General features: G+C 44.0%; 10 protein-coding genes and 1 tRNA gene. 5 read left to right on the forward strand and 6 right to left on the reverse strand.

Translation table 11 applies throughout. The annotated features are described in order from the left end of the window. Positions 1 to 176: 176 nt before the first annotated feature. Positions 177 to 854: an energy transducer TonB gene (locus ABZD21_RS09100; protein WP_372774580.1), complete on the reverse strand. Its 678-nt coding sequence runs from the start codon at positions 852 to 854 to the stop codon at positions 177 to 179. A gap of 124 nt (positions 855 to 978) precedes the next feature. Here ABZD21_RS09100 and ABZD21_RS09105 point away from each other — a divergent pair. Further along, a tRNA-Ala gene (locus ABZD21_RS09105) sits at positions 979 to 1,052 on the forward strand. 149 nt (positions 1,053 to 1,201) lie between these two features. On the opposite strand, the gene ABZD21_RS09110 is transcribed toward ABZD21_RS09105, so the two are convergent. From ABZD21_RS09110 to ABZD21_RS09130, 5 genes are all read right to left on the reverse strand, one after another. Then, positions 1,202 to 3,091, reverse strand: coding sequence for a sulfatase (locus tag ABZD21_RS09110; RefSeq protein ID WP_372774582.1), 1,890 nt, complete (start codon positions 3,089 to 3,091; stop codon positions 1,202 to 1,204). A 533-nt stretch (positions 3,092 to 3,624) separates the two neighbouring features. Continuing rightward, a complete protein-coding gene (locus ABZD21_RS09115) occupies positions 3,625 to 5,280 on the reverse strand; it encodes an AMP-binding protein (protein WP_372774584.1) in 1,656 nt (551 codons plus the stop codon). A gap of 440 nt (positions 5,281 to 5,720) precedes the next feature. Beyond that, a complete protein-coding gene (locus ABZD21_RS09120; RefSeq protein ID WP_372774586.1) occupies positions 5,721 to 7,934 on the reverse strand; it encodes an amino acid permease in 2,214 nt (737 codons plus the stop codon). A 42-nt stretch (positions 7,935 to 7,976) separates the two neighbouring features. Beyond that, positions 7,977 to 8,612 carry a DUF3267 domain-containing protein gene (locus ABZD21_RS09125; RefSeq protein WP_372774587.1) on the reverse strand — a complete coding sequence of 212 codons (636 nt, stop codon included), beginning with the start codon at positions 8,610 to 8,612 and terminating at the stop codon, positions 7,977 to 7,979. Further along, positions 8,609 to 10,054 carry an oligosaccharide flippase family protein gene (locus tag ABZD21_RS09130; RefSeq protein ID WP_372774589.1) on the reverse strand — a complete coding sequence of 482 codons (1,446 nt, stop codon included), beginning with the start codon at positions 10,052 to 10,054 and terminating at the stop codon, positions 8,609 to 8,611. Before ABZD21_RS09130 ends, ABZD21_RS09125 begins: the two co-directional genes overlap by 4 nt. Positions 10,055 to 10,238: 184 nt before the next feature. On the opposite strand from ABZD21_RS09130, the gene ABZD21_RS09135 reads away from it, so the two are divergent. From ABZD21_RS09135 to ABZD21_RS09150, 4 genes are all read left to right on the forward strand, one after another. Then, on the forward strand, positions 10,239 to 11,366 hold the full coding sequence (locus ABZD21_RS09135; RefSeq protein WP_372774591.1) for a glycosyltransferase family 4 protein: 1,128 nt from the start codon (positions 10,239 to 10,241) through the stop codon (positions 11,364 to 11,366). Positions 11,367 to 11,377: 11 nt separating this feature from the next. Beyond that, entirely contained in the window at positions 11,378 to 11,989 is a 612-nt protein-coding gene (locus ABZD21_RS09140) for a ribonuclease HII (RefSeq protein WP_372774593.1), read from the forward strand. Positions 11,990 to 12,089: 100 nt separating this feature from the next. After that, entirely contained in the window at positions 12,090 to 13,277 is a 1,188-nt protein-coding gene (gene kbl, locus ABZD21_RS09145) for a glycine C-acetyltransferase (RefSeq protein ID WP_372774595.1), read from the forward strand. 206 nt (positions 13,278 to 13,483) lie between these two features. Then, positions 13,484 to 14,317, forward strand: coding sequence for an N-acetylmuramoyl-L-alanine amidase (locus tag ABZD21_RS09150; protein ID WP_372774597.1), 834 nt, complete (start codon positions 13,484 to 13,486; stop codon positions 14,315 to 14,317). Position 14,318: the final 1 nt, after the last annotated feature.

Consider the following 14,318-nt stretch of genomic DNA (forward strand, 5'->3'; position numbering starts at 1 on the left):
CTCTCAAGATCAGCTTTTGGTGATTTCTTCAATTCCATAATTCAGTTTTAGAAGTTTATTCTGTGATAGAAACATTTTTACTTTGAGGGGCTAAAGATAGAAAATAATCTTCAAAAGCAATAGATCGCCCCTGCAAAATATCGTGCCTCTATCGATTTCTTTTTTAATCGTTATTTCTATTGTAAAACGAAGTTTATGGGGATTGTAAAATTAACCCGAACAGGTTTCCCGTTTTGACTTCCCGGCTTCCAGCGCGGCATGCTCGTAACGACGCGAATGGCTTCCTTATCCAATGACGGATCGAGTGGTCTGAGCACAAAAGCATCGGAAATGCTTCCGTCGGTGTTGACGACAAAGCGGACAAATATTTTGCCCTGAACCCCATTTTGCTTGGCTATTTCCGGATACTTAATGCTTCTCGATACGAAACGAAGCAACGAAGGCATCCCTCCCGGAAATTCAGGCATGTACTCTGCAAAATCGACTAGCGGAACTTCCTCCGCCTCTGGAGAACGCTCAGACAGAAGGGGATTGAGAGCAATCGCCTCACCTAAGTTAATCTCATCGGTATAACCACTGAAGTCCAACTCCTCGGCTCCTTCGTCCAAATTTAGCACAATCTCATTGATTGTAAGCACCGGAGAAATTGGCTTTGACTCTTCTGGCTTGGTTCTGGGAATAAAAACTTCTTCCGGTGTATCCCAATCGACTCTCCCAATATCAGGTATCGCATCAACAGGACTTTTAAAACTGAAGGCTGCCAGAACCATTCCGAGGGAAAGAACGAGACCTAGTGCAAAAAACAAAGATCGCTTACTTTCCAAATCAGCATTTGGAGACTTTTTTGTTTTCATAGCTTTAAAAATTTAGGGTTTGAATCGGGGTGATCTGGACGCTCAAAAACAAAAATCAAACCAAAAAAGCATGCTCCACTTGCAGTTTTAAAAATATTACTATATTTGCCGGACAAAAATTATTGGGGGATTAGCTCAGTTGGCTAGAGCGTTTGACTGGCAGTCAAAAGGTCATCGGTTCGATTCCGATATTCTCCACTGAAATACAGAGAGTTACAATCACAAATTGTAGCTCTTTTTTGTTTTGATACTAACAAAAGCACAAAAAAAACCGCCTCCCGTAAGGAAAGCGGATCTATACCGAACGAATGGTTCTGCTGACAGAAATAAAATACAGCTATTTCCAACTATTTCGCTGCAAGTACTCCGAGGTATTCCAACCTTCGCACCACATGTCCATCATCAAGAACCGTGCTTTTTAGCTTACTCGAATCAATATCGAACTGATATTTCGTGTAATGATCGCGCAACAAAACCACCGAGTTGAGCATCAGAAGGGCTTCAACCGGATCGGAAGTTTCATATAAAGCCTTTTGGATATTTTGCACGGGAGATTGATTAAAAGCCAGTGCCAAAAACTCGGCTGCCCGAACCCGGTTTATCAGTACCGGATCGGAAACTGCCATCGCTTCTGCTTTTTCTTTCTGCTCTGCAGCCTCGCCTTTAAAGCTGCTGCAAACAATCAGTCCCCAGTATCTCTCCCACTCATCTGACGATTCAAGCGCTGACGCTATTTTCACTTTTACATCCGAATATTTGCTCAGCATCAGGTCGGCAACTTCGATGTATTTGGCAATGCGAAGCTTATTATCCTGCCCGAATTTAGCCAGGTCGTTGCAGCCTTCATTCAAAATATAAAATTCCGGAAAGAAGGAAAGATCAGGCTGGCCCAGTTCCCATTCTACCAGCCGATTACGCATACGATTAAGTATTTTAGCATATTCTGGATTATTGGCCAGATTGTTCATTTCATAGGGATCAGTTTCCAGATCATAAAGTGCCTCCGGTTGTTTTTCTTCATAGAAATAAGATTGCTCCTTGTTTAGCTGTCCTCCATCGAAAAGTGTTTTCCATTCCTGATACGCCAACTGCTCATAGCGGTAGTTGTTCATCAAGCCATCCATATTGAAAGGCATATAGTTTCGCTCGTATTTAAAATTTCCTTTCCGATAGGTGCGCACCATGTCGTATTTCTCGTCGAAGCGGTTGGCATAGCCGAAGGTTTCGTCTCGTTGAGCGAGTTCTTTTGCTTTAACATTCGTGCCCAAAAAAGCCTTTCCATCCATGTACGTCGGTATTTCTATCCCAGCCAGATTTAAAACAGTTGGCCCCAGATCAACAAAACTGACGAATCCGGAGGTAGATGAACCAGGAGCGAAATCGATCTGCTTACGATAAGCTTCCGGGATTCTGACTACCATTGGCACCTCCAGTCCTACTTCGGCCAGATAACCCTTGCTTCCGGGCAAAACACCACCATGATCGCTGTAATAAAAAACAAAGGTATTTTCCAGCAATCCGTCTTTTCGCAACTGTTCAACAACCTGTCCGACCTCCTTGTCCATTTTGCTGATCTGGTCGCGATAGTACGCATTGGAGTATCGGAACAGATCGGTTTGAGGATGGTTTGGCTGCACAAAAACAGTTTCGGGACTCACTACTGTTTTGTGGGTTTTATAGATTTCCTCTGAAAAATGCATGCGAGATTCATGGGTCGTCTCAATATTTTTTACATGAAAGAAAGGCTGCCCTTCAGCCCTATTGCGCCAGCTTGCCGTCTTGCTGGATTCGTCCCAGACATTGTCAGCCTTTTGCAGGTTGTAGTCCTCTTTTGAACAGTTGGTGGTATAGTACCCAGCTTTTCTCATGAAAGAAGGAAACATCTCCATCCCTTCCGGCATAGGGCATTGCTTGATTTTACGATGATAATGCGATGCCAGTCGTGGTCCGTAACACGAAGTAATAATTGTGGAGCGCGCCGCACTACACACCGGGGCGTTCGAAAAGGCATTCACAAAAGTTAGCCCACCTTCAGCCAGCGATTCAATATTGGGCGTTTCGACCCCGTTTTCGTCCCAGTGTTTCAGATAGTGTTTCGAATTATCTTCAGAAACAATCCAAACGATGTTTGGCCGGTTATGCTTATTCATATCGGCTGCTTTGCTCACGAAAGAGCCGGCAAACAGCAGCACAAATGGAATCCCTGCCGACACGGCTCTTTTAGTTACACACTTCATGTTTTTTTAGGTTTTATGAATGGGAAGCCAATGATAGTGACCTGCCATGGGTTAAAATAGATGATAAAATTAAGAATCTATCTCCAGTTTCAAAGGGTGGGAAAATTTAACAATACGATGGGCAAAATTATCTCCATTCTGAAGCAGACATTCGAACACTTCAACTTGAAATCGGCCCCAAATCACCTCCGAAAGCCGCATTCAAACATCCGATTGACTGAGAACGTCAATAATTCCGTCTGCTTTAGTTCACTCAACAGTTTTCAGAAAGGAACAATCGTTCAGATCGCCCTTGTTTTTTTCAATGCGCCATTCACCAAAGGAGAACCAACTAAATCCCGGCCAGTCGGGTTGACGGTTGCCTAGGCTATCATCCCCGAAATCAAGAATTCGACCAGTTAAAAGCTGAACGCCAAAAGTTGACTCCGGAAGTAGGTGGGATACAGATGGATTTTGGACAACAGGCCTTTTGTAGTTTTGGAGGAACAAACCGCGGGTCAAAAACTCCTTAAACGCTGACCCGCAGTATTACTTTAATTCATATCCCGATCCCGGATCTCGACACGGCGGATTTTGCCGCTGATCGTTTTTGGCAAGTCATCAACAAATTCGATCACACGAGGATATTTATACGGAGCAGTTACTCCTTTAACATGATCCTGTAACTCTTTCACCAAATCATCGCCAGCCTTATGCTTGCAATCCAACGCCAATACGACAGTCGCCTTCACAATCTGCCCGCGGATATCATGAGGAATACCTGTTATAGCGCACTCCACAACATCAGGGTGGGTCATTAGTGCGCTTTCTACTTCGAAAGGCCCAATTCGGTATCCTGAGCTTTTAATTACATCGTCAGCCCTTCCCACAAACCAGAAATAGCCATCTTCGTCTTTCCAGGCCAGATCTCCTGTGTAATAGATTCCTTCCGACATCGCGTCATCGGTGAGCTTTTGATTTCTGTAGTAACCGTTAAACAGTCCGGATGGATAATCTTTATCATAGCGGATAACAATTTGGCCCTGCTCCCCTGCTTTGGCCGAATGCCCGTCAGGTGTCAGCAAATCGATATCGTAGTGCGGATTGGGCAATCCCATCGAGCCGGGTTTCGGTTCAACCCAAGGAGAAGTAAATATCGTCAGGGTTGTTTCACTTTGTCCGTAGCCTTCGCGCAATTTGATGCCGGTTTGGCTGTAAAACTTCTGGTAAACTTCCGGATTTAACGCTTCACCGGCAATGGTGCACCACTCGAGCGCCGACAGATCATACGTAGTCAGATCTTCCCGAATTAAAAAGCGAAAAATCGTTGGCGGTGCACAGAGTGACGTGACCTTGTATTTTGAAAGAACCTCTAATATCGCAGAAGGGGTAAATTTTTCGTGATCATATACAAAAACGGTAGCACCAACCAGCCATTGCCCGTACAATTTACCCCAAACAGCCTTTAGCCAGCCGGTATCGGCAATAGTCAGGTGAATGCTATCCTCGTGCAGGTTATGCCAATATTTGGCGGTAACAATATGTGCCAACGGATAAACACTATCCAGCATAACCATTTTGGGGTCGCCAGTTGTTCCCGAGGTAAAACTAACAATGATCGGATCGCTGTTTTTAGTCGGTTCAACCGGACGCTGAAAAGGCTCCGAATTTTGGATTCCAGCTTGAAAATCTTCCCATCCTTCCGGAATATCCGGTCCGATAGAAATTAATTTCTCAACCGATGGAGATTCCGGCATCGCCTTATCTACGTGACTAATAATGGCGTTGTCGCCATCGCAAATAATTGCTTTAATATCCGCAGCGTTGGCTCGGTAAATAATATCCTTCGACGTTAATAGATGTGTGGCCGGTATAATGACGGCTCCAATTTTATGCAACGCGATAATGGTAAACCAAAACTCAGCGCGACGTTTCAGGATCGCCATAACCATGTCGCCTTTTTGAATTCCGAGAGAGGAAAAATAGCCAGCGGTACGGTCAGTGATCTCCTTTAACTCACTAAAGGTATAGCTGCGGCTCTCTCCCTGGTCGTTTGTCCAAAGTAAGGCCCTTTTGTTTGGAGCTTTTTCAGCCCAACCATCAACTACATCATAAGCAAAATTGAAATCTTCGGGAATAACTAACTTGTAATTGGCTTTAAAATCTTCAAAATCGCTATAAGTTGTTTGCGTTAAGTACTTTTCAATCATATCATTTCAATTTCTTTTCTACTCTTAATCAATTTGGGGAGCAATATACACCCGAACACAGCCTGATCATTTCCAGAAGGATAAACAATGAAATACCAGTGCCCTTTTAGCTTCTTTGCAACTAAATACGGCGATGCGAGAAAACTAAATTGGGAACGAAAGTAGAACTAATTTTTTGCCATTGAAACTATTTCAGCACTAACTGCGAGGTTGAGAACCAAGAGATCGTTTTTTTTATGAATTACGATTAGGGATGCATTCGAAAACAACGAATTCAGTAATTTCCAGCTGTACCGCAGATTACCTCAATTCCCAAAGAAAAAGCTACGATTCATTGATCGTGCAACAAAATTCATGAGATTAAGGCAAACGAACCGCGTTATTTTTTCACCAGCCGTTTTGCAAAGGACCTAATGTAGATTCACCTCTGCTTATACGACCTACTCAATTGCCTTCTCGTCGTGGCTATTCACAAACAGTATGGCATTGCTATCAAAGCCTTCGAATATTTTACGCCCTTCGTGTTTGAGATAGTCGCCTCGGAAACCGGTAATCACCAGTCCTGCTTCGATTGAACGTTGGTTGATCATTTGACGAATACTGACACCTGGCTCCTCCTTTAAAATCTCGATATTTTTTAGGGTAATTGGCAAACGGCCTTTTGTAATCAACTCCTGCAATTCAACTTTGCTTTCTTCAATTTCTTCGGGTTTCGACACTTCAAAGATTTTGATATTTGTTTTCTTCCAATCCGGATGCGCGCCGATAATAAAACCCAATAAGATCATCAAATTCGCGTTGTGTTCATCATTTCGCTGAAGCCAAACATGAATATCGTTTCGGGTATCAATCTTCTTTTTCCCGGTGCGCAGTATCAGAACATCAAAATCACCGGCATTCACCAAGGCGTAGTTATCGATAATCCGTTCCAGACTGACTGAATCTTCAACATCGTTGTCGAAAATCAGCATATTATTCTCCATTCCCGCAATGCCGGGCAATTGAATTGCTTGCGCTATGGCCGATGTAAACGAAGGCGATATAATGGTGTCGACATACACATGACTTTCAATCCGATCGAATTGACCAATCAGTGTGGCCAGATTTTTTTGTGCTTCAAGGTTTGTTGCTTTCGAAAAGTAGCCTTCCATCAGGTGAATATACGTTCCAAAGCCATACTTATAAGCCAGCCAGTTTTGCAGCCGGAAAGCCTGTTTACGATCAAAGCTGCGCTCACTAATACAGATTGAACTTGGCCTCCACTCTTTAAACGCATTTCGTTTGCGTGATTTTTGCAGGAATACCTGCATCGCCCGGTTCAATTGGAAAATACTATTTGTAAATATAATTTCCAGTCCTTTTCGATTTTTGTGATAATGATCAACAAGAAAATAAATTCCGGTCATCGAACTTAACGCGACCAAAGCATACAAGCCATCAATCTTAAACATCACATAAACCGATGTTACAAACCCAACCAGCGAAAAATACCATCGTGAACGGAACGAAGGACGATAGGAAGGTGACGACCCGAAATGATTCAGAAAAGAAATTAAACAAAGAGATCCGTAGGTAACCATAAAAAACATGGAAATAATACGGGCTACAATGTTCACGTTTCCGAGGGCTACAAAAACAAAGGCAATCACAACAGTTACTAAAGTGGCATTCAATGGTTCCCCTTTTTTATCGTTTGCTTTCAAATACCTGTTCATCCGTCTTCCGGGAAAGGACTGATCGACCGACAAAGCCTGAAGCGTTCGCGGTGCAACCAAAATGGAGCCAATAGCCGATGAAATAGTTGACGCTGCAAGACCGATGGGAATGGCGATATTTCCGGCAACAGATATGTCGGACATAATTAGTTGACGCCCCAACAGATCCGCTTCGCTTGCGGAAGAAGCCAGTTTCCACGAAACAAAAACATAGACAATCATTCCCACAACTGTCGCTAATGTAGTTCCAATGGGAATTGATTTAGACGGATTTTTCAGGTCGCCCGACAAGCCAACGCCTGCAGTCATTCCTGTAAAAGCGGGGAATATAATGGCAAATATGAAAAAGAACTGGTCCATGTTGCGGAACTCTGCGTCAAACAGACTGAAGGTAGAAACATCAGCATAATCAGTTGTTCCGGCAAAAAACAAGATGAGCGACACGGCCAATATGCCAACAATGATATAAAGGGTTTTAACTCCCAGGTTAGCACCGTTGGTTAAAATCAACACAGAAAGTATTCCCATGGCCGGCAAACTCACCACCTGCCGGGGCAGATCCCATCCGTAATGAAATTTGGCGATATTGAAAAGCTGCTCGAACGACTCGGTGAACGCAATTACATAGAAAGCGACACTAATGGCTTGGGATAAGTACAGTGCAATACCGATGGTTGCCCCAATATTTAATCCAAACGAGCGGGAGATAATAAAATATTCACCTCCGCCTTCAACCCGTTTGTTGGTAGCCAGCTCCGAAATCGCCAGAGCTGTGGGAATAGTCACTAAATGACCAACCAATATAATTAGAATGACCCCCCAGAAACCCAATGTTCCAACACCAAATCCAAAACGCAAAAATAGAATTGCCCCCAGAATGGTAGAAATTGCCGTAAAAAATACCGGCGCTGTACCGAATGATTTGCTATTATTCTCCATAATTTATGAGCCCTAAAATACAGTTTGTAATGTAATTTATTATCACTTTTTACTGAAATAAAAAAAAGTTTTGCCTTGTTTCAGGTCATCGAAGTTGAAGATTTCCTTTCCTCTGTGTTTCTGGTAAAAATCCAGCATTGCCATATCACCGGCGCAAAAAAGGGAATGAATACACATTATGCTCCCAAAAAAATAGCACACCGGCAGACTCCAAAACCAGAGAACACCAATAATGCAAATTAGTTTCACAAGGACAAAAGGAGCCAATGCGACCCGCAAAAAAACCAATGCATCAACCACCTGCCTGTCGGCGGCAACATAGAATATGAATTTTCGCCACACTGCACCTGCCTTCAATTTCCTCACCCCATTCATCCAATAAGCCAGAGCATGGATCAGTTCGTGCATAACCACTAAAACAGTCGAAGCGAAAATTAGGGCACCCCCAACGTACAACAAAGGTTCAAATTCATCGTCCAGCGCCAATATAAAAGCCCTTCCTACCAGAAAACCAACCAGCAAAATCATCAAAACCTGATAGATACCATAGATTCGCATCAGCCTGGTTGGTTCACGAAGCTGATCATAAATAAACGTTTTAATCCGACGATGATCAATCACCTGAAGGAGTTCAAATTCGGGCTTATCAATAAAATCGTCTGGAGTATAAGGTGTCATCGGTTTTTGTCGTTTATTATTTCTATCAAAGCTTGCAGGTTAACCAGCCTAATTGAGGCAGCAAAAATCATCGAACACAAAATAAGAAACGAAAAACCAAAGATCCAGTTTTCGATGTACAAACTTATTTTGCCGGCAACCAGACTGAATAAACAAAAACTGAGCAAACGCAGAATCAGCAGGTAATTAACGCGAAATTCAAAATAAAACCAAGCCAGAACAAGCTGTACACCAGCAATTCCGAGCTGAGTACATAAGGCAATCCATGCTGCCCCTTCGGCCTGAAACCGAGGAATAAAAAGCACATTCAACCCAACATTCACAAGCACAAAAAAGAACGCCATTCGATTCAACGATTTCAGATTTCCATTGGCTGTCAGTAAAGTTCCAATGATATAAGTTGTTGAAATACCGGGCAAACAAACGATTAGTATAGACAAAAGCCCGGCCGATTCAAATGTATGTTCGTGATACAACAAATTCATGATTTCGCCGGCGTAAAAATTTGCCGCAATGGCAATCAACAACGACGGAACCATGATTAGTTCAAACGAAAACCGAACCATCTGCGAAACATCCTTTTTTTGTTTCAACATTCGGGCAAAAATGGGTAGAAGTAAACCGGCGAACAACAGCCCAAAAATTGCAGCTGCATCCAACAATCGAAAAGCCTGAGCGTAGATTCCGGCTTGTTCCTTTCCATTTATGGGCAGCAGTCGCTCAATCAAAACCGAATCGATCCGGCTATAAACCGACATAAAAAGAATGAGCAAAGCAAACGGAAAACTCTTTTTTAGAAAGAACAAATCCACCGGATAGTTGAACTTCAACCGAAAACCACCCGAATAGTTCAGCACCAGCATAAACGCAACGAAAGCAGTTGTCAGGTAAGCCAGCGTTTGCGCATAAACAAACCACTCGACCGAAAAGTAGCCACCAAACCAGTTGGTAAACAGCAAAGTCGAACAGAGAATAATCATTAGGCTTCGATCCAAAACCGACAACAAACTGTCGGTGCGGAAATAGTGCAACGCACTAATATTGGAACGAAGGTAAAGTGTAAACGAAAGCAGAAACTGATTTCCTGCCAGGAACAACAACAAGTGAATTTGACGCTGATCGTACCCAATGACTATTGCAACAACCGCGCACACAACGCCATAGAAGAGCGCCAGTAAAAATTTCAGGCTAACCAAATAACTCAGATATTTAGGAAGCAGTTGGCGATACCGGGCAATCGCCCGATTATTAAAATTCGTCAGTCCTAAATCGAGAAAAATATTCAATACCAGCGAAAAATTGAACAGCGAAAAATAAAGCCCATAGTCACCGGCTCCCAGCATGTTTTGTACCGTGCGATCAATCCCAAAAATCCAAAATGGCTTTATGAGCAAATTTAAAGCCAGCAACAGTAGTAAATTGGTAAAAAATTTTCGCTTCAAGGCGTTTCTTTCTTTAGCAAATTAGGGTCACCGATCGATTCTTGTTTCCCTCAACACTGGATGCGAAAATGCACCACCGAAGAAATCAGGGCAATAGATATTTCGATCGACATAATTGGCTAAATGTAAAAAAAAATTGGCCAGACTTTGTACATTTGAACAAATCTATTGTAAGCGGCATCGCATGATAATTGCAGTAAACACCCGGTTTTTATTAAAAGGAAAGTTGGAAGGTATCGGTTGGTTCACCCGTGAAACGTTGCAGCGTATCACCCGAAATCATCCAGAACACCAGTTCATCTTTATTTTTGATCGTCCATACGACGAAGAATTTATCTTTTCCAATAATATTACGCCAGTTGTGGTATCGCCACAAGCCCGCCATCCATTGCTCTGGTATATTTGGTTTGAAGTTCAAATTCCGCGAATCCTGCGCAAATACAAAGCCGATCTGTTCCTGTCGCCCGATGGCTACTTGTCGTTAAGCACCCGGGTAAAGCAATTGGCTGTTATTCACGACATTAATTTTGCCCATCGTCCGAACGACTTGCCTCGTATTTACGCAAGCTATTACAACTATTTTTTCCCAAAATTTGCCCGCCGGGCTGCCCGCATTGCAACTGTCTCCTATTACTCAAAAGAAGATATTGTTCGCCTTTATAATGTAAAAGCTGAAAATATCGACGTGGTCTACAACGGTGTCAACCAATTGTACACACCAACCAACAGCGACCAACAAACAGAAACGAAAGCCAAATATTCCGACGGACTGCCCTATTTCTTGTATATCGGCTCACTGCATCCCCGCAAAAATATTTGTGGACTGCTCCGTGCTTTCGACGCGTACCGAACAGCCACCGAACGTCCTACAAAGCTAATTATCACCGGCGATGCCATGTTTAAGACCGATGATATTGTAAAAACATACGAGGGAATGCGCTACCGCAAAGATGTTGTTTTTACCGGCCGCTTGAGCACCAAGGATCTGCATCAGGTTTTAGGCGCCGCATTGGCGCTAACCTTTGTGCCATTCTTCGAAGGATTTGGCATCCCGGTGATTGAAGGAATGAGTGCCGGAATTCCGGTTATTTGCTCGAACACCACCTCGCTACCCGAGGTTGGCGGCCATGCAGTACTTTACGCCGATCCTTTTGCCATATCACAAATTAGAGACGCCATGATCCGCATTGCAGAAGAAGAAAGCCTGAGGCAAAGTCTAATTGAAAAAGGACAAAAACAGCAACAAAAATTCACTTGGGACAAAACCGCCGAAATGCTTTGGGGAAGCATTCAGATTTGCCTGAATACTTGATTTGAAATTTAATGATGATAAATAAACTGCAATTATTCCTGGAAGAAGGACGCGTTGAAGCCGGCTGCGACGAAGCCGGAAGGGGTTGTCTGGCCGGACCTGTAGTAGCTGCTGCCGTTATTCTGCCAGCTAATTTTAAGAACGAATTGTTGAACGACTCGAAAAAACTGAGCGAAAAACAGCGTTACCTTCTGCGCCCAGTCATTGAACAAGAAGCGCTCGCTTTTGCCGTCGGTATCGTCAGTCATACCGAAATCGACGAAATCAATATTCTCAACGCTTCCTTTTTGGCCATGCACCGGGCTGTTGATCAACTGAAAACAAAACCCGAACATTTACTGATCGACGGCAACCGATTTAAGGCTTACCCCAACATTCCACATACCTGTGTTGTAAAAGGCGATGGCAAACTGTTGCCGATTGCTGCCGCATCTATTTTGGCCAAAACTTACCGCGACGATATAATGAACGCGCTACACAATCAATTTCCCGACTACGCTTGGGATCGAAACAAAGGCTATCCAACCCAGGCTCACCGAAAAGCCATTGCTCAAATCGGGGTTTCACCACACCACCGATTGACCTTCCGTTTGCTCGACGATCAGTTAAAATTAGGATTGTAGCCGTACCACTTCCTGACCAAGGGGTTGGTTAAATGCCATTTATCACCTTTTTAAAGCACTCATTGCTGTAATTTTGTAAGAATCAAAAAAACTTCTGACCATGTACGGAAAAATAAAACAAGACCTTCAGAATACCCTGGAAGAATTGAAAGCACAGGGTTTATACAAAACAGAGCGAATCATCACCTCATCACAGAGTTCGAACATTAAAGTTGGAAACCAACAAGAAGTGTTGAATTTTTGCGCTAACAATTACCTGGGTCTGGCCAACCACCCGGATGTGGTAAAAGCAGCTCAGGAGATCATGAATGACTGGGGTTTTGGCTTGTCGTCGGTTCGGTTTATTTGTGGCACGCAAGCCATACACAAAGAACTGGAACAGAAGACATCGGAGTTTCTGGGAACAGAAGACACCATTCTGTATTGCGCAGCATTTGACGCTAACGGAGGCGTTTTTGAACCTTTGCTAGGCGACGATTCAGCTATTATTTCCGACGAGCTAAACCATGCTTCCATCATCGATGGGGTCCGTTTGTGCAAAGCACAGCGCTTCCGGTACAAACATTCTAACATGGAAGAATTGGAGCAATGCCTGAAAGATGCGCAACCGGCCAAATACCGGATTGTTGTCACTGATGGGGTGTTCTCCATGGATGGCGATTTGTGCAAACTGCCGGAAATTGTCGCCCTATGTGATAAATACGATGCGCTGGTGATGGTTGACGACTCGCATGCCTCGGGCTATATTGGTGATACCGGACGAGGTACCGCCGAACATTTTGGGTTGCTGGGTAAAATCGACATCATTACAACCACTTTTGGCAAAGCACTGGGCGGTGGAAACGGTGGATGCACATCAGGGCGCAAAGAAATTATCGAGCTATTGCGCCAACGCTCACGGCCCTATTTATTCTCCAACACACTGGCTCCGGCCACTGTTGGCGCCACTTTAAAAGTACTGGACATGCTTACCAGCTCGTCCGACCTTCAGCATAAAACCATGAAAAACGCCAACCATTTCCGCAGCAAAATGGAAACTGCCGGTTTCGACCTGGTGAAAGGTGAAACGGCCATTGTTCCGGTGATGTTGTATGACGCGCCACTGGCTGTGAAATTCGCCGACATGCTGCTAAAAGAAGGCATCTACGTGATTGGGTTTGTATATCCGGTTGTCCCAAAAGGAAAAGCCCGGATCCGCGTTCAGCTGTCGGCAGCCCACACTGCCGAACAAGTCGACCGGGCCGTTGCTGCATTTATTAAAGTAGGAAAAGAGTTGAAAGTTATTTAACACATTCACGATAAGCTACCGAAGGGCTGTTCCATGAAGGGACGGCCCTTTGTTATTTAGAGGCCCCGATACTTTTCGAACAAAAGACAAAATAGTCTTCATACTAATTGACTTTGGTTCTGCAATAGGTTAACTTTGGTCACCAACAGCACTTTACGTTCAGTAAATTTTCGGATTTTCCAACAGAAACCTAATTGCAATACCTCATGAATGAATTAGCTCTGGTAAACCACAAACTCGCCGGCGACCGGGTTATCCCGATGAATTGCCCCAAGAACTTCGACAAATTCACGCCCGGCATGCCCGATACAATCATTATCCACTATACTGCAGGCCGCGATGCGCTCTCATCGGCGGAATACCTTCGCAAAGACGACATTAAAGCGTCAGCCCACCTGATTATCGGGCGCAATGGCGAAATCTACCAACTGGTCGATTTTAACACCGTGGCATGGCATGCTGGAGAAAGCCAATATGCCGGCCGAACCTTTTTTAACCGGTACTCCATTGGCATAGAGCTCGACAATGCCGGTCGACTTGAAAAAGTGGGCACGGAATTTCAGGCTTGGTTTGGGAAAAAGTACCAACAAAACGATGCTTTACTGGCCGTGCACCGAAACGAAAGTCACCCAACCTGGTGGCACACATACACACCTGAGCAGATTGAAGCCTGCCGACAGGTTTGCGACCTGTTGATAAAATCTCCGGCCTACTCAATCTCCAGCATACTTGGGCACGAGGAGATTGCACCAGGCCGTAAAACCGACCCGGGGCCTGCCTTTCCGTTGGATAAGTTCAGATCCATGTTGCTGTTCCAGAACCGAACCGATGAACCAATTCAGTTGGCTATGGAAGGCAAAGTAGTGAATGCCGATCTTTTGAACATCCGACAGGATCCATCGATTGAAGCAAAGAAAGTAGCGCAGCCCCTGAAAACCGGAACCGAAGTAACCGTACTGGAAGAAAAGAATGGTTGGTACCGGGTTGAAACAAAAATTACCGGCTGGGTAAGCAAAGGTTACATTGAAACGAAACAATAAG

This window comes from Mangrovibacterium sp., assembly GCF_041596335.1.
Taxonomy (GTDB): Bacteria; Bacteroidota; Bacteroidia; order Bacteroidales; family Prolixibacteraceae; genus Mangrovibacterium.